Source organism: Campylobacter coli (assembly GCA_039516895.1).
Taxonomy (GTDB): Bacteria; Campylobacterota; Campylobacteria; order Campylobacterales; family Campylobacteraceae; genus Campylobacter_D; species Campylobacter_D coli_B.
In genome coordinates, this window is the sequence record CP154437.1 from 265,711 (window position 1) to 285,126 (window position 19,416).

The 19,416-nt window shown below is 28.0% G+C and carries 19 protein-coding genes; 9 read left to right on the forward strand and 10 right to left on the reverse strand.

Going from position 1 to position 19,416, the window contains the following annotated elements; translation table 11 throughout:
- Positions 1 to 11 precede the first annotated feature (11 nt).
- From AAID94_01240 to AAID94_01250, 3 genes are all read left to right on the forward strand, one after another.
- Complete coding sequence (locus AAID94_01240) at positions 12 to 617, forward strand: hypothetical protein (protein ID XAK24176.1); 606 nt, start codon at positions 12 to 14, stop codon at positions 615 to 617.
- Between the two features lie 287 nt (positions 618 to 904).
- The gene (locus tag AAID94_01245) at positions 905 to 2,161 is read left to right on the forward strand and encodes a DUF2779 domain-containing protein (protein ID XAK24756.1); all 1,257 of its coding nucleotides are present in this window, start codon (positions 905 to 907) and stop codon (positions 2,159 to 2,161) included.
- 110 nt (positions 2,162 to 2,271) lie between these two features.
- Positions 2,272 to 3,390, forward strand: coding sequence for a WG repeat-containing protein (locus AAID94_01250; GenBank protein XAK24177.1), 1,119 nt, complete (start codon positions 2,272 to 2,274; stop codon positions 3,388 to 3,390).
- A gap of 103 nt (positions 3,391 to 3,493) precedes the next feature.
- Here AAID94_01250 and AAID94_01255 read toward each other — a convergent pair whose 3' ends face one another.
- The 6 genes from AAID94_01255 to AAID94_01280 form a co-directional block, all read right to left on the reverse strand.
- On the reverse strand, positions 3,494 to 3,820 hold the full coding sequence (locus tag AAID94_01255; protein XAK24178.1) for a hypothetical protein: 327 nt from the start codon (positions 3,818 to 3,820) through the stop codon (positions 3,494 to 3,496).
- A gap of 483 nt (positions 3,821 to 4,303) precedes the next feature.
- Complete coding sequence (locus AAID94_01260) at positions 4,304 to 6,388, reverse strand: DUF262 domain-containing protein (GenBank protein ID XAK24179.1); 2,085 nt, start codon at positions 6,386 to 6,388, stop codon at positions 4,304 to 4,306.
- On the reverse strand, positions 6,381 to 7,733 hold the full coding sequence (locus AAID94_01265) for a DUF262 domain-containing protein (GenBank protein ID XAK24180.1): 1,353 nt from the start codon (positions 7,731 to 7,733) through the stop codon (positions 6,381 to 6,383). Before AAID94_01265 ends, AAID94_01260 begins: the two co-directional genes overlap by 8 nt.
- A 32-nt stretch (positions 7,734 to 7,765) precedes the next feature.
- Complete coding sequence (locus AAID94_01270; protein XAK24757.1) at positions 7,766 to 8,311, reverse strand: Sir2 family NAD-dependent protein deacetylase; 546 nt, start codon at positions 8,309 to 8,311, stop codon at positions 7,766 to 7,768.
- Between the two features lie 128 nt (positions 8,312 to 8,439).
- Positions 8,440 to 8,583 carry a Sir2 family NAD-dependent protein deacetylase gene (locus AAID94_01275; protein ID XAK24181.1) on the reverse strand — a complete coding sequence of 48 codons (144 nt, stop codon included), beginning with the start codon at positions 8,581 to 8,583 and terminating at the stop codon, positions 8,440 to 8,442.
- Between the two features lie 9 nt (positions 8,584 to 8,592).
- Positions 8,593 to 8,925: a hypothetical protein gene (locus AAID94_01280; protein ID XAK24182.1), complete on the reverse strand. Its 333-nt coding sequence runs from the start codon at positions 8,923 to 8,925 to the stop codon at positions 8,593 to 8,595.
- A 269-nt stretch (positions 8,926 to 9,194) separates the two neighbouring features.
- Between AAID94_01280 and AAID94_01285 the strand changes: the two genes are divergently transcribed.
- Positions 9,195 to 10,232, forward strand: a complete 1,038-nt coding sequence (locus AAID94_01285) for an ATP-binding protein (protein ID XAK24183.1) — start codon at positions 9,195 to 9,197, stop codon at positions 10,230 to 10,232.
- 6 nt (positions 10,233 to 10,238) lie between these two features.
- Here the strand turns inward: AAID94_01285 and AAID94_01290 are convergent, their stop codons facing one another.
- The 3 genes from AAID94_01290 to coaE are packed head-to-tail and all read right to left on the reverse strand — an operon-like array spanning position 10,239 to position 12,296.
- The gene (locus tag AAID94_01290; GenBank protein XAK24184.1) at positions 10,239 to 10,970 is read right to left on the reverse strand and encodes a glucosaminidase domain-containing protein; all 732 of its coding nucleotides are present in this window, start codon (positions 10,968 to 10,970) and stop codon (positions 10,239 to 10,241) included.
- Complete coding sequence (dapF, locus tag AAID94_01295) at positions 10,945 to 11,694, reverse strand: diaminopimelate epimerase (GenBank protein XAK24185.1); 750 nt, start codon at positions 11,692 to 11,694, stop codon at positions 10,945 to 10,947. Before dapF ends, AAID94_01290 begins: the two co-directional genes overlap by 26 nt.
- Positions 11,691 to 12,296, reverse strand: a complete 606-nt coding sequence (gene coaE, locus AAID94_01300) for a dephospho-CoA kinase (protein XAK24186.1) — start codon at positions 12,294 to 12,296, stop codon at positions 11,691 to 11,693. Before coaE ends, dapF begins: the two co-directional genes overlap by 4 nt.
- Positions 12,297 to 12,356: 60 nt before the next feature.
- Between coaE and purM the strand changes: the two genes are divergently transcribed.
- From purM to AAID94_01320, 4 genes are read left to right on the forward strand one after another with little or no spacing between them, the layout of a single operon-like run.
- Entirely contained in the window at positions 12,357 to 13,346 is a 990-nt protein-coding gene (purM, locus tag AAID94_01305; GenBank protein XAK24187.1) for a phosphoribosylformylglycinamidine cyclo-ligase, read from the forward strand.
- The gene (locus AAID94_01310; GenBank protein XAK24188.1) at positions 13,343 to 14,086 is read left to right on the forward strand and encodes a class I SAM-dependent methyltransferase; all 744 of its coding nucleotides are present in this window, start codon (positions 13,343 to 13,345) and stop codon (positions 14,084 to 14,086) included. The genes purM and AAID94_01310 overlap by 4 nt, the downstream gene beginning before the upstream one ends.
- Before the next feature lie 9 nt (positions 14,087 to 14,095).
- Complete coding sequence (locus AAID94_01315) at positions 14,096 to 15,316, forward strand: hypothetical protein (GenBank protein XAK24189.1); 1,221 nt, start codon at positions 14,096 to 14,098, stop codon at positions 15,314 to 15,316.
- A gap of 47 nt (positions 15,317 to 15,363) precedes the next feature.
- Positions 15,364 to 16,344: a hypothetical protein gene (locus AAID94_01320; GenBank protein ID XAK24190.1), complete on the forward strand. Its 981-nt coding sequence runs from the start codon at positions 15,364 to 15,366 to the stop codon at positions 16,342 to 16,344.
- A gap of 33 nt (positions 16,345 to 16,377) precedes the next feature.
- Here the strand turns inward: AAID94_01320 and dcuC are convergent, their stop codons facing one another.
- Entirely contained in the window at positions 16,378 to 17,832 is a 1,455-nt protein-coding gene (gene dcuC / locus AAID94_01325) for a C4-dicarboxylate transporter DcuC (protein ID XAK24191.1), read from the reverse strand.
- Positions 17,833 to 18,999: 1,167 nt separating this feature from the next.
- Between dcuC and AAID94_01330 the strand changes: the two genes are divergently transcribed.
- Entirely contained in the window at positions 19,000 to 19,404 is a 405-nt protein-coding gene (locus AAID94_01330) for an accessory regulator AgrC (protein ID XAK24758.1), read from the forward strand.
- The last annotated feature ends 12 nt before the right edge of the window (positions 19,405 to 19,416 follow it).

Here is a 19,416-nt window from a genome sequence, read left to right on the forward strand (position 1 = left end):
ATGATGTTGGTATGTATGTGTTCAATCTTATAGGTGCCAAACCAATCTCTGCTATACCACAGCAAGATATAGCAGTAGAAAAAACCATAGATAATAACACAACTCACAGCACTTCTAAAAATCATACTAATGTAGCGATTATCATAGCAGCTATTGTTTACATAGTCATTGCAATAGTGCTTGTGGTTTATGGTATCAAGGGTAGGATTGTAGTGTATAGAAATCTTTTAGATGTAAGTTTGTGTGTTGCATTATTTGCTGCGCTACCTATAGTTTGGATAATTTTTCTTGCTATGTTTTTTTTACAAGTAGAAAGAAGTATTACTTTAATAACGCTAGGTATCATGGTTTTTATATGGATGAGTGTTTTATCATACATTGCATATATAACACTCAAAGATAATCGTTATAATCCTTTATTGGTAATTTTAATATTACCTTTAAAAATCATATTGGGATTGTGGTTTGGGCTTAGTCTTTTTGGAGCTATAAAAAAGGGCGAAGGTAAAACGGTAGCTGAAAGAAAAGAAGATAAGCAAAATTCACTAGTGCATTTTGCTATCTCAAGCACATTGATCTATAACTTAATTAAAGATAAGTCTTTTAAAAATAGCTAAATAGACTGTTTTTAAATAAAAATAGGTTAAAAATTAAATTAAATACAAAGAAAGGTAAATAATGTTTTTTTTCAAAATCAAAATACACAAGAGGCACGCAATGTGCCAAATCACTTTGGTTGCAAACTTATAAAAAAGATGTTTTAAGTATGCCTGATGAAAATACCTTGGCTAGATTTAGTGCAGGTGATAAAGTAGGGGAGTTAGCCTGTGAGCTTTTTCCAAATGGAGTAAAAATAGAATTTGAAGGCAGTACTTTTGATGAAAAATGTGAGCAAACCAAACAATTGCTAGAAAATAACCAAGAAGTCATTTACGAAGCTACTTTTTGTTATGATGGTATTTTGATTATGGTAGATATTTTGCAAAATGCCAAAGAAGGATTTATTATCAATGAAGTTAAAAGTTCCACTTCCTTAAAAGATGTTTATATAGATGATTGTTCTTTGCAGTATTATGTTTTATCAAATTTGGGTTATAAAATCAAGCAAGTTAATCTGATACATTTAAATAGTGAATATTACAGAGATGATTTTCTTGATATAAATCAACTTTTTAAGGTAAACGACATAACAGATGAAATTATTCAAAAACAAGAGCAAGTTAAAGAAAATTTAAAATATTTTGAAGATATTTTAAACAAAAAAGAAGAACCAAACATAGATATAGGAACACATTGTTTTGATCCTTATGAGTGTGATGGGTATGAGTATTGTTGGATTAAACAAAGAAATTTATGTGAAAAGGATAGTATTTTTAATATTTCAAGATTAAATTCTAATAAAAAATTCGAGTTTTATTATAAAAATATAATCAGTTTTAAAGATATAAAAGATCTATCTGTCTTTAATAAAAATCAACAAATTCAAATTCAAGCTTCACTCAATAAAGAAATTTATATCAATAAGGAAAAAATCAAAGAGTTTTTAAATACTCTAACTTATCCTATATATCATTTAGACTTTGAAACATTTATGCAAGCTGTGCCTGAATTTAAAGGTGTAAAGCCTTATATGCAAATTCCTTTTCAATACTCTTTGCATATAGATTATAAAGATAAATTAGAACATAAAGAATTTTTAAGTGAATGCGGCGTTGATCCAAGATATGAACTTGCAAAAAATTTGATCAACGATATACCAAAAGATGCTTGCGTACTTGCTTATAATGCTAGCTTTGAAAGAGGTGTGATAAAAAATTTAGCACTTGTTTTTCCTGAATTTAGCGAGCATTTGCTAAATATAGAAAAAAATATCAAGGATCTTATGATTCCTTTTCAAAATAAAGATTACTATCATTATAAAATGCAAGGGAGTTATTCTATAAAAAAAGTTTTGCCTGCTTTAATTCCTGATATGGAACAAGCCTATAAAGATTTGAATTTAATCCATAATGGAAGCGAAGCTATGCAAAGTTTTGAAGCTATGCAAAATATGAGTGAAGATGATAAAAAAGCCTATCGCCAAGCTTTGTTAGAGTATTGTAAACTTGATACCTTGGCAATGGTAAAAATCTTAAAGCATTTAGAAGAAATAGCGAGTTAATCCATAGTTTAACTATGGATTAGATTTTGTTTTTTAATCGGTATATATAATATAACTTAAAACTACAATATATGAATCAAATAAGTATAAAATTAGATAAAAATATTGATATGGATTTTCTTAATTTTGGTGTATTGAAAGAAAGAGAAATATTTTATATAAATTTGAAATTAAGTGATAGCCAATATGAACAATTTGTTTTTAAAACAATTTTATTTAATTTAGAGAATAAATTTATAAAAGAATTGGACGGGAGTATCGGTAGTAGTTTTTGCGATGGCTTGTTAAGATTAAATAATACCGATAAAAATAGTTTTATAGATAAAAACGCAAATATTGTAAAAATAAATTTTCCCTATGGTTTGGATCATAGAAACTTCCATGAGGGTTTAATCGCTGTTATGGTCGATAAAAAAATGGGATTTGCAAATATAAGTGGAAAATTAATTATAGATGCTAAATTTGATTGGGTTAATGATTTTTCACAAGGTTTAACCATAGTTAAATTTAATGGTAAATTTGGAGTTATAGATAAAAAAGGAAATTTTGTAATCCAAGCTAAATTTGAAGCTATAAAGAATTTTAAAGAAAATGTAGCCGCTGTTTGTTTAAATGATAAATGGGGTTTTATAGATAAAAAAGGAAAGATAGCAATAGCTATGAAATATGATGAAGTTAAGGATTTCTCTCAAAGTCTAGCAGGGGTTAGAATCGATAACAAATGGGGTTTTATAGATAAAAAAGGAAATTTTGTAATCCAAGCTAAATTTGAAGCTATAAAGAATTTTAAAGAAAATGTAGCCGCTGTTTGTTTAAATGATAAATGGGGATTTGTAGATAAAAAAGGAAAAATCATCATAAAAGCTAAATATGATTTTATCGATGATAAAGATGATGAAATGGTAATGTTTGGTTCAAAGCGCGGTTTATGTTTGTTGTTATCTAAAGAAAATATTTTGGGTTGTTTTCATGAAGGCTTGGCTTTGGCTAGGATAAATAAAAAATACGGATTCATAGATAAAAATGAAAATTGGGTTATAGAAGCTAAGTATGATGAGGTCGAGGATTTTTATAAGGGTTTGGCTATAGCTAAACTTGATAAAAAATCAGGTCTTTTGGATAAAAATGGAAGAGTGATTGTTGATTTTTTATATGAAAAAATTCTTGTAGTAAATAAAGATATAATAATCCTTGTAAAAAACAATGAGATTTTAATTCAAAAAATATAATCAATTCTATCTAATTTTTAAATATAAATATACTAGTATTTTGGAAAATATCTTATTGAAAGTGTGTTTTCGAAGATATTTAATCCATAGTTTAAACTATGGATTAAAATTCGATTTTTAGAACTTCATATGTATTTTTTTCATTTGTATAAAAGATATCATAATAAATATCTGCATCATCGGCTAAAATTTGCTTAATAAACTTTAGTTTTTTATCATCGCTAAGCTTAAAGCTTAAAATATGAATTTTGGCTTCAGAATTTAGTTTAATTTCCTCATCTATAGCTTTTATCTCACAATGATAATTTTTATTTTCTTTTAAGGCTTCTTTGATATTGTGATTATTAAAAACCTCATGGTGAATAAATTCTTTGCATTGATTTTTGTGAAAATCCATCCATTTTTCTAACAAAATATTATAAGTTTTCATTGACTTCCTTTTTAAAATTTCGTTTGCTTTTAAAGAATATCGATATTTTTTTAAATAAATTCTTTTAATGATATCCTTTATAATTTTTCATCTAATTTTTCTTTTTGTATTTTATTTCGAATTTTTTCTCTGTATTCTTGTATGATATCAACTGCTAAAATCATTTTATCCCTTTTTTGGTGTTTGTAAAATTATACAATAGTAAAATAGACTTTTAATGTCCATTATATCGATAAAATTTTTGATTAGCTATTTTACCGCGCACCAACTTTCTCAAGATTACCATCAATCACAATCTTAGCTTTTCTCATCATCTTTCTTTGTAAAGTGAAATTGTATCGGAAATTTATGGATTAAAAGCGTCTATGAAAAGCCAATCTAAGCTATAACAACGATAAGATTTTAAAGGTATCTTATTAAAAGAGTATTTTTGCAAGATAAAAAGCAAAAATAAGGCTGCTAAATTTATGAAAAGATAAAGCTTTAAGCTTTATCATGCTCATTGTTAAAAGATTTTTTTAAGATTTCTAACATTTGTCTTCTGTGTTCTTGTGCTTTATTAAAAGTCCAATTTAGCTGATTTTTCTCACTTAAAGCATAAATTAGCCAAAGTTTTAAAGATATAATATTATTATCTTTATTTATATATAAATATTTATCTTGTGTGTCTAGATTGCTTAAAGATGAATTAAAACTAGGGCTAATAAGAGCTAAATTTCCAAAATTATCTATATTTTTATCATCCCAATCTTTCTCATTTGCTTTACTCTGTGCTTGCACATGCTCTATGGAATTTAAATTTCTAAAATAGAAATTGTTAGCAATATCGCCAAAATTTTTATCTTTTAATTTTATTTCTTTTAAATTTTTCCCATCTAAATAATATTTTATTTTTGAATACTTCCATAAATAATACTCTAAACGATAAAACCAATAATGCGGAGTCGCGGTTCCTTGATCTAGCACTGAAATACCATTTTCATCTTCAATAAAAAATATATTTTCAGCATCTATTTGATCATTTTTAATTTTTAATTGATCCAGAATATCATTGGAAATGCCTAGCAAGTCTTTTTTAATTTCTTCTGCACTTGCTTGCTCTTTTGCTAAAGCTGTATCTAAATTTTCTAGGAAATTAATTAATCCTTTTTCATTTAAATTTAATTTATTTAAAAAACATTGAAAATCCGTAGTGATATTATAATCACCTATTTTTATTTGTAATTCCTCAGGTTTGTCTTCGTTATTAACTCTCTCATATGAAATTTTTAGTTTATCATTGTTTATAAATTTCAAAAATGGAGTGAGCCAGTGATGGTAATTATTGTATAGACCAATTCTTGCTACGCGTAGATAGTTTTGCACCATGGCAAGATCATCAAAATCTTTACTGAATTTTTTACCTTCTTCATCTAATCTTCTAATCTTATAAGAATTTTCCTTATCATCTTTACCTTTAACAATAAAATAATCAAATAAAATTCTATATTTTAAAAGATTTTCGATAAAATCTTTAGCTTTTTTTTCTTTTTGACTATCTTCTATTTTTATAATCTCTAAAAGCTTATTTTTATCTATAGTAATATCTTGTTTATTACAAATTTTATAAACATGCAATAAAAAAGTAGGAAAATCTACTATAGATTTGAATTTTTCTTGTTTTTCTTCATCTTGATTTGGTTTACCAAGTGATCTATTTATAATGGTATCTATTGTATCTATGGTATTTTCATTGCTTTCATTTAATTTAGAAATCTTTCTATCGCTAGCTTTTTGAAAGATATAATTATCCATTTGCGAGCAAATATCCCATATATGAGCATAAAGAATTCTTTCTTCATCACTGATATTTTTAAGCAATCTTGCTTTTAAAATTTCATGTTTTTCTAGCTGTTTGCCGCGGTTATTCATACGGATAAAAAAGCGATTTAAGTCGGTATTTTGAGCTAATTCTACAAAAACAAATTTTACATTGTTATAAATAAAATTAGAAAAATTTGCAATATCATCTTTAGCATTTTCTTCAAACCAATTTGCTATAGTTTCTAAAGCTTGAGATATGTTTTGACATATATCTTGTGGAAATTTCTTAATCTCTCGTACAAATAAATTATTTTTTTCATTGCTTTTACTTTCATTGCAAAATCTAGCAAATCTTTTTAAAACTTCTTCTTCGTTTTCTCTTATAGGCATAGAAATTCTAAGTTTATCACCTTGCATGATAAATTCTTTCCAATTTGAGTCATTATTTGGATTTTTTATTTTATAAGAAAGATAAAATCCTATCAAAAATAAAGTTGTTAAGCGTTGTTGGCCATCTATGAGTAGATATTTAACATCTTGTTGATTATTTTTATTATTTTTTTTACTTACTACTACATTACCGATAAAGTATTCTTCATTCTTATTTTCTTCAAATTTAGTTTTTATATCATTTAGTAAAGTTTGTATTTGTTCTTTATTCCACTCATACAGTCTTTGATAAGGCGGAATTTCAAAAAAGATATCTTTTGCAACAATATACTTTTCTTTATTGCTGATACTTTTAATTTCTACTTTATTATTCATTGTTTACTCCTTTATCCTCTTCATATTTCACATAATGCAATGGAATATTTTTTTCTTTATATTTATCTTCAATAATATTCAAATAATACATTCTTTTTGCTTTGTCAAGCATATTCTCATTCTTTTCATAGAATTCTTTTTCTAAAATTATTTTTTCTTGGATAAAATCAAGTAGATTTTGCTTTAACTCCTCTTCAAAAGATACAAAATACACAATCTTTAAAAATTCCAAAGCATAATCTCTTTGAATACTTCTAGTGATATTTACATTATAAAATCTCGGACCAAAAGCAGCTCTTGCAAGTAAAAGCAAAAAATAGTCACTATTGCCATTTGGAAATTTAGAAAAATAAATCATCGAAGCAATTATATAAATAGATCTGCAATATAAAAAAGTATCAATATTTAAACTTTCATAGATTTGATTTTGTTTTATAGCTTTATTAAAATACTTATTATATTTATATAAATACTTAAAAAAATCATCTCCATTAGCAAAGCTATTTAAAATTCCTAAATTTTCCCTACTATAAAGAAATTTATCACTAAAAAATTCTTTACAAAATTCATCATATGCTTCAATCTTATTAGCATTAATGCTTTTGTGCTTTAACCATGCTCTAGCAGGTGCTAAAAGCTCATCAAATAAAATAGTGATTTTCTTTTCATCTTTTGCAAGATTTTCAAAAAACATTGCATAATTTTTTTGTCTTTTCTTTAAAGAATGTAAATGAAAAGCCTTTATAAGATCATAAGATTTTAAAGCTTTGCCTTTTGAATTTGCACTATCAAAAAACAAAAACGCATCATCTTCGCTTGGAGCTAAAACGCAAATAAATTCTATATTGTCTAAAAGATATGTTAAAAACTTATATTTTTCATTATAGCTTTCAAAATAAGTTTTTATATACTCGTAATTTTCTTTGATATGATATTTTGACTCATTATGAGAATATTTAATCTCGCCTAAAAAATTACCCATTTTGTATTCATTGCATCTTTCTTGATTGCTTCCGCATAAAACTTTTAAAATCAAAGCCAAGGTGGTAAGGCGTTGTTGACCATCTACTATGTTAAATTTATTTTCATTATTTTTATGCAATATCAAACTTCCTAAAAGATATTTTTGATCGTTTTTGTTCACTTGTTCGCTTATATCTTTTAAAAGAATTTTAACTTGCTCTATCCCCCAAGTATAAGGGCGTTGATAATCAGGTATGTTTAATGAAAACCTATCTTTTGAAAATATCTCTGATTTTTGATCATTTTGATCAACTATTTTACCGCACACCAACTCTTTCAAGCTTACCACGCATGATTTTACTCTACTACTTTTTTCGCTCATTTATAACCTTTTTAAAATTTAAGCTTATTATATCAAGCTATCATTTCCAAAGCTTCTAAAGCTTTTATTTTAAGTCCTATACCATTTTTAAAAAACTTTGGAAAATTACACTCATTTGGATTAATCCTTAAAAGTGTTCTAGTTTTACTTTTTTTACAAAAATCCTCGCCAAACATACGCATACTAGGTATAGCTTTGCCAGCGCCAAGCTCTATAAGTAAGATATTTTTATCTTCTAGAGGCTTAAGCCAATTTTTATAATTTTGTTTTTGTAAAAAATAACGACTATCATTAAATGTGCCATCATTAAACATCAAGATATTTGGTCTTGCTAAGCCTTGACATCTAGGACATTTTGGCAAAGATAAAGCTTTAAATTCCTCCATATCTATGGGTAATTCTTCTTGTATTTGCCAGATTAAATCACTGCACGCATAATTAAAACATTGTAGATAATTTATACTTCCATGAAATTCATCAATTTTATTTTCATTAAAACCAGCTTTTTTAAAATGCCCGTCCACATTAGTCGTAACAACATAATAATCTTGCTTGCTTTTTACAGGTTTTAAAAGTATCTCATAGCCCTTGTGTGGTTTAGTATCTTTATAAAGCTTAAACCTATGTCCATAAAAAGCCTAAGCAAGTTGTGGGTTTGCATAAAAATTTTTAAGATTGGCTATGCGTTCAAAATCTATACCTAGTTTTACAAATACGGATAGGCTCTCCAAAAGCCATCTTTTCCTCTAAAATCAGGCAAACCGCTATCTACTCCCATGCCAGCTCCAGCTGTAATAATGATCACTTCTGCTTTGTCTAGAGCTTCTTTTATATGAGTTTTTATTTGCATTTTCAACCTTTAAAGATTATCATAATCAAATTTCCTCGCCTCGTGTAGCTCTTGAGCTACTTCAAAACTCATTTCCCAAAAAACAGCATTTATGGATTTTGGCATACAGTTTTCATCTTCGTATTTTTCACTTATAGTCCTATAAACTTTATATCCTTCTTCGCAATTAACAGCAATGCTTTCTAAATAAGGATATAGCAAACACCCCACCGAAGCTGTATTAAACACCTTAATAAGTTTTGTTTTTGGGAAATTTTCTTTCATAAAAGTTAAAAATTCATCTCTAGCCTTATAGTCTGTTTTGTTTTTATCAAAAATATTTTCATATTTTGTTATTGACATGAAAATCATTGTTTGGAGTGTTAAAACACATCCAAAAAGACTTTGTACCTTTTTTGATAGTGTATTCTTGTATAGTATCAACTACTAAAGCCATTTCAACCCTTTCTTGGTATTTGTAAAATTATACAATATAAAAATGGACTTTTAATGTCTAAAAAATTTATTTTCTATGTTTAAAGATAGTGATAAATTTGTGAAAATTGCCAAATGGTTAGTGATTAAATGAGCTTTTAAATATGTTATAATTTTCCTTTTTAAAAGGATAAGATTTGAAGGTATTGAATTTTTTTTATGAAAATCATCCCAAATTTGAAACAAGTTATGAAAGAAAGGTGCAAATTCCTTTTTGTAATATCATCATCAAAGGGCCAAAATTTAGTGGTAAAAAAACCTTGATTTTTAACTATTTGTCCCAATTTAAACCCAATGAAATTTTGTTTTTAAATTTGTATGATACTCGTTTTGAAAACCAAAGCTTAGAACATCTTTCAAATTTTTTAGAAAAAAATGCCCAGATAAAATTTCTTTGTATTTATAATGTTGATTTTGCCTTAAATTTACAAGATATTAAAATTCCTATCATCATCAGTACAGATAAAAAAGATTTGCATATCGAAGGATTTCAAGAGCTTGAGCTTGATTATTTTGACTTTGAAGAATTTGTAAGTATCAGTAGAAAAAACTTACCGATAAACAATCTAGTGGGACTTTTTTTACAAAGTGGGCGTAGTAAATTAGGTGAAAAAAATATACTTTTAAGGCAAAATTTCAACACCCTAGAGCTTGAAATTTTAAAATATCTAGCTTTAAATTTAGGACAGCAAATCAGTATTTCCAAGCTTTTTTTAGAGCTTAAAAAAAAGCTAAAAACATCTAAAGATAGCGTTTATCACACCATAAAAGAGCTTGAAAATACCTATATTATTCATCCTATAAGCCACGATGAAAAAAAGCTTCAAAAAATTTATTTTAGAGATTTTGGCTTAAGAAACAATCTATGCATACAAAAAGATTTTGCTCATTTGTTTGAAAATCTTATTTTAAATGAGCTTTTTAAATTTAAACAAGAATTTTTTTACAATAAATTTTTTACATTTTATAGTAAGGCTTCAAAAATCGCATATATTTCCAGTCCGACATTGGATATAGACTTGATCAAATTGCGCGCTAAAAAAATCCTTTCTAAGAGTTTAGAACTTGGAATTTTTCATGTAGTTTTCATCACTCTTTCGAGCGAAGATAGCTTTTTTGAGCAAGGGGTGAAATTTGAAGTTTTACCTTTTGATAAATTTTCACTTGGCTTTTAGCTAAGGCTAAAAAGAATTTGAAACATCGTATCGCTCAAGATCGTATCGTTGGATGATTTTAGTAACGATATTGATATAATAGCCCTTGCGCTCGGAGTAAGAATCTAAAGTTTTGATAGCCTCTAGTCCTGTTATTTCTTTGCCTTCACTTTCAAATTTAGCTCTTTTATTACGAAATTCCTCATAAGCAAAGTGTCGATTTAAATTCAGCACATAAGAATCCACACTATCTTGCAAGCTATCAAAAATTCTAATTTTATGTTTTTTATCAGGATGTCTTAGATCGGGGGTTAAGCCCTTTTCTCCCCAAGTCCATTCTCCAAAAAGATTATTTGCCTCTCTTGCAAAACGACTGGTTCCCGTGGCACTTTCTACCAAAGCTTGGGCCATACCCATGGATTTTGGAATTTTTTGAATGCGTTTTTTGTATTCTGTAAAATCATAAAGATTTTCAACGCGGTATCTGTTTTTAAGATCGATCAGCTTTTCTAGATTGCTTTGGTTTGAATGTCTAAGTCCATTTTTATATACATCATAAAAAAAAGCTTCTACAAAGGCTCTTTCTTTAGCTATTTCTTCAAAACTTTTATCAAACATTGCATTCATTTTGGTGAAAAATATTTGTCTTTTTTGTTCTACATTGAGTTTATAATACTCCTCTCCAAAACCATTTTTAAGCTCGCTATCGCCAAAAAGAGGGAGTAAATAAAAACTAAGAAAAATTATAATCCGCTTCAAAGCAATATCTCACTTTTCCCTTAAAAAATAATTCTTCATTTTCGAATTTAAAACTCAGCTCTTCACCGCTTTTTGGGATGATTCTAGCTTGATTGTGGATTTTTTTGTTTAAGAATGCAAGATAAAAACAAGCTCCCATGCCCGTGCCACATGCTTGCGTTTCATCTTCTACACCTCTTTCAAAAGTGCGAACTTTTAAAGTATTGTCGTTTTCAACTTTTACAAAATTCACATTTGCATTATATTTTTCTCTCATTTGTTTACAAAGCTTAAGGTCAAACTCATCTAAATTTTTACAAAAATGCACCAAATGTGGAACTCCTGTATCGCAAAGTTGCCAGCTTTTTTCGCACTCATTAAAGGCATTTTGTATATTTTTTATTTTACCCAAAGAAACTTCTACGCTGTTGTTATCAACATTTGCTTTTATAACTCCTGCTCCGGTAAGAAAAGCCATATGAGGCTTAATGCCGTTTATATGATGTGCAAAATGTGCTGCTGCTCTTGAGCCATTTCCGCACATTGAGGCTGTTGAGCCATCGTTGTTGTAAAATTCCCATTCAAAATCGTATTTTTCATGAGGTAAAATCACTATAAAGCCATCTGCACCTATGCCTTCATAACGATTGCAAAGTTCTTTAGCTAAAGCACTTCTGTCTTTTTTTTCATTTGCATTCATTATGGCAAAATCATTGCCACTTGCACAATATTTATAAAGCTTCACATTTGTCCTTTGGAAATATTTTGTATTACTTTAACACATTCTTGCCTAAAATCGACATAAGAGCCAGTATTTTTAATGATAAAATCTGCTTTTTTAAGTTTTTCTTCAATATCCATTTGAGAATCAAGCCTCGCTTTTGCAGCTTCCAAGCTTAAATTATCTCTTTGTATGATTCTTTTTAAGCTAAGTTCTTTAGGAGCATAGATTAAGATAATTTTTCCCAAACCATCATAAGCACCGCTTTCAAAAAAAAGAGGAATTTCTACAAAAAAAGGTTTATTTTCTTGTTCTAGAATTTGCATTTGTTCTAAAATTTTAGCACGAATTTTAGGATGGGTGAAATTTTCTAATATGGTTTTGGCTTCTTTATTTTGAAAAACAATTTCTCCAAGAATTTTTCTATCTATCTTACCTTCTGCTTTCAATAAATTTTTTTTGTGAAATTTAGAAAAAATTTGAGCCAGTTCCAAAGCATATTTATCTAAAATTTCATGAGCGATACTGTCTGCGCTAATGCTTTTAAAACCCAAAGAATTTGCGATTTCTATAAAAGTGCTTTTGCCACAGGCTATCGAGGCGGTTACAAAAAAAGCATTTTTCATCTTATGCCTTATTAAAACTTTTTTCGTTAAAATACCTTTTTAGTTCTTAAAGGAAAATAAATGAAAATTTCATACGAAGATGCTGGAGTAAGTATAGATAATGGTAATGCCTTTGTAGAGGCGATCAAACCTTTGGTAAAAGAAACCTTTAACGATAAAGTTGTAGGTGGTATAGGCTCTTTTGCTGGAGCTTTTAGAATGCCAAGTGGCTTTAAAAATCCTGTAATTTTGGGGGCTACAGATGGTGTTGGGACTAAACTTCGTTTGGCTATTGATGCAAAAAAATACGATACCATAGGGCAAGATTTAGTAGCAATGTGCGTGAATGATTTGATTTGTAATTTTGCCACTCCTTTGTTTTTCTTGGATTATTACGCTACGGCTAAGCTTGAAGTAGAGGTTGCAAAGTCAGTTGTAGCAGGTATTGCTAGTGGATGTAAAATGGCAAATTGTGCTTTAATAGGCGGAGAGACTGCTGAAATGCCTGGAATGTATGCAAAAGATGATTTTGATCTTGCAGGTTTTGCAGTGGGTATGGCTGAAGAAGATGAGATCGATAGAAGTAAATTTGTTAAAAATGGCGATATTTTGCTTGCGCTTCCTAGCTCAGGACTTCATTCAAATGGCTATTCTTTAGCTAGAAAAGTACTTTTTGAAAGTTTAAAACTGAAATTTGATGATAAAATAGAGGGTAAAAATTTAATCGATGTTTTATTAGAACCTACAAGAATTTATGTACGCGATTTTCTTACTTTAAAGCCTTATATCAATGCTTTAGCGCACATCACAGGGGGTGGTTTGGTAGAAAATTTACCACGCGTCTTACCTCGTGGAATGGGAGCAACTATACGCAAACATCATCTTAAAACCCCTGAAATTTTCTATACCATAGGACAAGCTGTAGAAGAAAGTGAAATGTATAGAAGCTTTAATATGGGTGTAGGTTTAGTAATGGTTGTAGATCCATCTAATGTAAGCAAGGTTTTAGAAAACTCAGACGCTTTTATCATCGGTGAAATCACGATTAACGAAGGTGTTGTTTTGGAGTGAAAACAAATTATTATGATTTTTTATGCACGAAAATGTATGAAATTTTGCACACAAAAGCCCCTAAGAATGAGTTAGACTTTTATCTTTCTTATGCAAATAAGAAAGATAAAATTTTAGAGTTAATGTGTGGAAGTGGGCGGTTTTTGTTGCCCTTTATAGAAAGTGGTTTTGATGTTAGTGGGGTGGATAATTCTACTAGTATGTTGGAAAAATTAAAAGAAAAAGCCCCCAATGCAAAAATCACAAAATGCGATGTTTTGGCTTATCATAGTGATGAAGATTTTGATTATATTTTTATCAGTTCAGGTTCTTTGTGCTTGATTACTGATATAAATGAGTGCAAAAGGCTTTTAAGAAATTTAAAATCTTTTTTAAAAAAAGGTGGAAAATTAGTTTTTGCACTTGATACTATTATGACAAGATGTAAAGATGATAGTGATTATAAAATAAGCATTAAAGTCAAAACAGAGCAAAATTTAGATCTCATTTTAAAGAATAAAAATCATTATGATGAAATTTCTAAAACGCAATTTTCGCCTTCTATTTATGAATTATACGATAAAGATAAACTTTTGCAAAGTGAAAAGATGGACTTTAAAATCCATCTTTATGATTTAAAAGAAATTGAAAATATTTTAGAAGAACTTGAATTTGAGCGTTTTTTTATTTATTCTTCTTTTGATAAAAAAATTGCCAAAGATGATAAAAGCGAAATGTTTTTGTGTGAATGTATTAAATAAAGGATAAAAATGCAAAGCTTAAATGAAATTTTAGTTCAAAAGAAGATAAAAGAAATTCGCTTTAAAGCTATAGCGAGCATTGTTTGTGGATTTTTAAGTATCATTCCTTATCTTGGGGTTTTATTTAATCTTGCGAGTTGGATTTTATTTTTTATCTTGCTTTATGATTTAAAAATCTATGGCGGTGCTAAAAATTTATTTAAAAATTTATTTATTATTGCAGGGATTGGATTTTTTGGTATTCTTGTTAATACAAGTATTTTATTTGCAATGCTAAAGCCTAGAACTGGCATTTTTGGTGGGCTTTATTTTAATCAAGATAATATTTTTATGGCTATTGCTATATTTTTAGTATTACATTTTGCTATTTTGGCTTTAATTTTTCCTTTTTTGAAAGCTTTTTACTATGAAATCGCTAGAGCAACAAAGCAAAAGTATTTCATTTATGCTTTTAATACCTTTTATTTAGGGCTTCTTACTTTGATTATCGGCATAGGCGTGGTGTTTTTGCTAGCAAGTTTGGTTTTTTGGATTTTAGCGTGGGTCAAATTTAAAGAATTTGATGAGCAAGAACTTTCAAATTTAGAAGAAAGATTAGCAAAAACACAAAAAAAGGTTTTTGATTTTGATTTAAAATGGATTAAAATCACAATGGCTTCATTTATAATTTTAAACTTGCTCGTTTTAACATTTTCGTTTATATTAGAAATTATTGACTTTGAAGATTTTAGGTTTTACTACACAAAAAAAACTTTATTTTACACAGCCATAATCCTAGCTTTGCTTAGTGTGTTTTTGTTTTGTAAAAAGATAAAAAATTACAAACTTTTTATTTATTTTTTCATATGGCAAGGTTTAAGTGTTTTTGGTAGCTATCTTCTTTTTATCCCTGCTTTGATAATAAATGATATATTAATTGCATATGGAAGTTTGATGATGGCATTAAATCTTTGTTATATTATTTTAGCCTTTTTATTCTTTAAAACTTTAGTTCAAATCACAAAAGAAAAGCTTTTTTATCTTGTTTTTGTATTTTTTGTTTGTATAGAAATTTTGATAATATTAACTTCATTTATTTTTATGATGGTTGATAATTATTATATCTTTACAAAAAGTCCTATAAAAACAATCATAGATAATTACATATTGCTTTTTAAGGTCGCTTATTTCATTTCATTTTTAATTGTTTGGCTTAATTTAAAAGGGCAAAAAAATGCTAAAATTTGTTAAGGTAACAAAAGCGAAATTTTTATATAAATATAAATAGGACGATAAAAATGAAAATACTATTTCACGCAGATGGTTTTGGAGATTTATTGGTTTGTTTTAAAGCTTTGTATGCTATCAAACAGCTTTATCCAGAATATAAACTATCTTTGTTGACCGATGGTGCGATGGAGGGCAGTTTTTTAGAAAAAATCTCATTTATTGATGAGGTTTTAATTTATAAAAATGATTTTTTTGAACTAATTGAAAATAAAAATCCAGCAATTTTTATCAGCACAAGAAGACAGGGTTCGTATTTTAAAAAATTAAAACTTTTAAATATTCAAAAATGCATAGTGTATCCTCATTTTGTTAGCATAAGCTCTAAAAAATTTACTACACCTTTTCCATTTTTTAGAGCTAAAAAGCATATGAGTGAAATTGTTCTAAAATTAGTTAGAGCAATTAATGCTAAACATTTTGATAAGAATTTTGCAAAAATTAATTTTTCTAAAGTCAAAAATCTATTGCCTTACGATACAAAATTAAGTGATGATTTTTTTGATAAAATAGATATAGAATATGAAAAAATTATAGGAATTAATGCTTTTTCAAATTATAGTGAATACGTGGGATGTAATTTTTTTATAAAGGATTGGATAGGACTCGCAAGGCAGCTTTCTTTGAAATACCCTAAGTATCTATTTGTGCTTTTAAATTATGATAAAAATTCTATTCAGTATAATATCGATCCAAGTTCAAATTTAAAAGTCTTTGTCAATAATGCTAGCATTGCTTCTTTAGTAAGTATTTCTAAAAAACTAGATTTTTTAGTTACTATAGATACGGGTAATTTACATCTTTGCGATATTTTACAAATTCCTACCTTGGCTTTTACAAGAGAGCTTACAGCATATAGGTTTGGTGGTGGAAGCTATGGAGGTAAATTTGATCATTTGATAGTAAAACCAGGTTGGCAAAAAGAATACAGAAAAATTTACGAAACTTTTACCCAAAAAGCAGAACAGAATTTGAAAAACTTATCTTTTTAATGTAATTTTTGATAATTGATAGATATAAATCTATCAATTTGTTTTGAGTAAGGTTTGAGTTTTTATATTATTTTCTTTAGGCAAAGGATTGCTTTGTGCTAGATAAAAGGCAACAGCTATATTGATTATCATGGCTATAAGTAAAAGTGGAGTGGTGCGTTTTATAATATCCATTGGATCTACTTTTACAAATCCAGCTAAAGCTATGATCCCACCTGCTATGGGTGAGGCTGCGCGCCCTAAACAAGATGCAATTTCTATAGGTAAAACAAAAGTGATAGGCGCAACGCCTAATTTTGTAGCTATATCAGGAGCTAATTTCCCAAAAGCATTAAAAGCAGCAATCCCACTTCCCATAATCACTGTAGCAAAATAAACTAAAAAGCTTAAAACAGTTATACTTAAAAGTATGCCAAACCACGCAAAATTTCCTGTCCCAAGATCTGAAACAGCATTAGCAAGGATATTGATCCCGCCTAAAGCTTTAATGCCTTCAGCAAAGACTCCAGCAGCAATTATAATACTTACAACAGAGATGAAAATTTCAGCCATAGCCTTTAAAATCACCATCATATCTTCACCTAATTTTCTAGCATTTTTATGTCTTGCAAATTCAACAAGAAAAACCAAGGAAATACTTAAAAAATTTGCTGTTACAACATCAAGCTTGATGGTAAAAAAATATGCTATAAATAAAAATACAACAGGCAACCAAGGAAAGAGTATATAAAAAGTAGGGCATTTGGGATCAATGATTGGTGGAATTTCAACTTCATCATTTAAAATTCCTTTTTCTTTATCTCTTTTATCTACCCAAGCAAAATAAAAGGGTATTAAGATGGCAATAACTACCACATAAGCAATCACGCTATAAATTTGATAATTTAAAAAAAGTCCTACGACATTATCGCTTTGTCCTACCATATCTGCCATATTGATTGAATTTCCATCTTTTGGACCATAATCAAGTGCAATTAAAGAAAGCACGCATACAGCCGTAATAGGACGGATTTTAAGTGAGATTAAAACAGGATAAATACATGCTAATAAAAGTAAAAGAAGTCCAGCATAACTAGAAATAACAATTTTTAAGGCCATTCCAACGACAAAAGTCCCGCTTAAAATCAAATATTTATTTTTAATTTTCCCCAAGGGTTTGTTTGCTAAAAAAGCGAGTTTAGCTGAAGCGTTGATGTGTTTCATATAAGCAGCAAAACCTGCTACACTCATGATAATAAGTCCTACCCCAGAAAGCTGACTTTTAAAAGTTTCCGTGATAAAGGCGTAACTATCAAGTAAAACATCTAAAAAACTTGCATGTTCTCTGCTTGGGGCTTTGGGTATAGGTGCTCCTGTGATATAAAAAGCAAAAATAAGCAAGATAATACCTGAAAGTAAAAATACAAAAATAGGATTGTATTTTTTAAGTATATAATAAGCAACGACAATTACTGCTAAAAGTGTAGAACATATCATAAAAACTGGCATGTTTTCTCCTATAATTAATGCTTAAATTTCATGACTATTTTTAATATATTAATATTTAATTAATATTGTTACAAAAATAAACTTATATTAAAGTTATTTTTCGTATTTTCATTATAAATATTTTCAAAAGATATCTTGATAAGTTTGATATATAAGATTTTATAAGAGCGTCAGTGTGAAGATCGTAAGAGATTTTGTTATGATTAAAATAATCTCAAAATAGCTTAAGTTGAAAATATTTTATATATAATGATTGCATTTTATACAAAATTCAGTAAAATATCCTTTTTAATTTTTTAAGGAATTTTAATGCAAAATTTACATGAAATTTTACTTCAAAAGAAGATAAAAGAAATTCGCTTTAAAGCTATAGCAAGTATTGTTTGTGGATTTTTAAGTATTATTCCTTATCTTGGGGTTTTATTTAATCTTGTGAGTTGGATTTTATTTTTTATCTTGCTTTATGATTTAAAAATCTATGGCGGTGCTAAAAATTTATTTAAAAATTTCTTTATTGCCACCGGAATTAGCTTTTTTGGTACGCTTGTTAGCACAAGTTCTTTATTTGTGATTTTGAAGCCTAGAATTGACTTTTTTGGTAACTTTTATTTTAATCAAGATAGTATATTTTCAGCCATAACCACTTTTAGCGTGCTTTTTATCATTACTTTGGCTTTAATTTTTCCTTTTTTGAAAGCTTTTTACTATGAAATTGCTAGAGTAACAAAGCAAAAGTATTTCATTTATGCTTTTAATACTTGTTATTTAGGGCTTCTTACTTTGATTATCGGCATAGGTTTGGTGTTTTTACTGGCAAGTTTGATTTTTTGGATTTTCGCATGGATAAAATTTGAAGAACTTGATAAGCAAGAATTTTCACATTCGCAAGAAATGGCGGTGAAAACACAAAAAAAGGTTTTTGATTTTGATTTAAAATGGATTAAAATTACAATGGCTTTGTTTTTGGTTTTGTCTTTTGTTATTTTTGGTTTAAAATTTACTCAAAGAATTATATTTCAATCCATACGGAGAGGATTTTTTTATTTTGAGGATTATGATAAGTTGATATACAATCTTGTTGATATTCGATATGTTTTAGTTCATATAGCAACATTTTTAGCTTTATTAGGTGTGTTTTTATTTTGTAAAAAGCTAAAAACTTATAAAATGTTTATTTATTTTCTTATATGGCAGGTTTTGGTTATTTTTGGATGGAATTTGCGCTTTATTTTAAAATTAATAATGGGCGAAGATGTTTTTATTGAAAATTTTATTTTGGATAAAATTATAAGTATAGTCTGCATTATCATCGCCTTTTTCTTCTTTAAAGCTTTAGTTCAAGCTACAAAAGAAAAACTTTTCTATCTTGTTTTTGCATTTTTTGTTTGTGGTGAAATTGCAAGTAAGATATTTTATACTTTTATTGGGCTATTAGGTAGTATAAGATTACAAGCAACGATAGTGGATATAATATTTTATATCAGTATTTCATTTACACTTGCTTATTTCATTTCATTTTTAATCGTTTGGCTTAGTTTAAAAGGGCAAAAAGAAGTCAAAAAGGCGATTTAAACCTTTTTGACA

What these genes read in the sequence shown, in the direction of transcription:
- AAID94_01240 (XAK24176.1), top strand. Translation starts at nt 12, where the DNA reads ATGTATGTGTTCAATCTTATAGGTGCCAAACCAATCTCTGCTATACCA.
- AAID94_01250 (XAK24177.1), top strand. Translation starts at nt 2,272, where the DNA reads ATGGATTTTCTTAATTTTGGTGTATTGAAAGAAAGAGAAATATTTTAT.
- AAID94_01255 (XAK24178.1), bottom strand. Translation starts at nt 3,820, where the DNA reads ATGAAAACTTATAATATTTTGTTAGAAAAATGGATGGATTTTCACAAA.
- AAID94_01260 (XAK24179.1), bottom strand. Translation starts at nt 6,388, where the DNA reads ATGAATAATAAAGTAGAAATTAAAAGTATCAGCAATAAAGAAAAGTAT.
- AAID94_01265 (XAK24180.1), bottom strand. Translation starts at nt 7,733, where the DNA reads ATGAGCGAAAAAAGTAGTAGAGTAAAATCATGCGTGGTAAGCTTGAAA.
- AAID94_01275 (XAK24181.1), bottom strand. Translation starts at nt 8,583, where the DNA reads ATGCAAATAAAAACTCATATAAAAGAAGCTCTAGACAAAGCAGAAGTG.
- AAID94_01280 (XAK24182.1), bottom strand. Translation starts at nt 8,925, where the DNA reads ATGTCAATAACAAAATATGAAAATATTTTTGATAAAAACAAAACAGAC.
- coaE (XAK24186.1), bottom strand. Translation starts at nt 12,296, where the DNA reads ATGAAAAATGCTTTTTTTGTAACCGCCTCGATAGCCTGTGGCAAAAGC.
- purM (XAK24187.1), top strand. Translation starts at nt 12,357, where the DNA reads ATGAAAATTTCATACGAAGATGCTGGAGTAAGTATAGATAATGGTAAT.
- AAID94_01315 (XAK24189.1), top strand. Translation starts at nt 14,096, where the DNA reads ATGCAAAGCTTAAATGAAATTTTAGTTCAAAAGAAGATAAAAGAAATT.
- AAID94_01320 (XAK24190.1), top strand. Translation starts at nt 15,364, where the DNA reads ATGAAAATACTATTTCACGCAGATGGTTTTGGAGATTTATTGGTTTGT.
- dcuC (XAK24191.1), bottom strand. Translation starts at nt 17,832, where the DNA reads ATGCCAGTTTTTATGATATGTTCTACACTTTTAGCAGTAATTGTCGTT.
- AAID94_01330 (XAK24758.1), top strand. Translation starts at nt 19,000, where the DNA reads ATGTTTATTTATTTTCTTATATGGCAGGTTTTGGTTATTTTTGGATGG.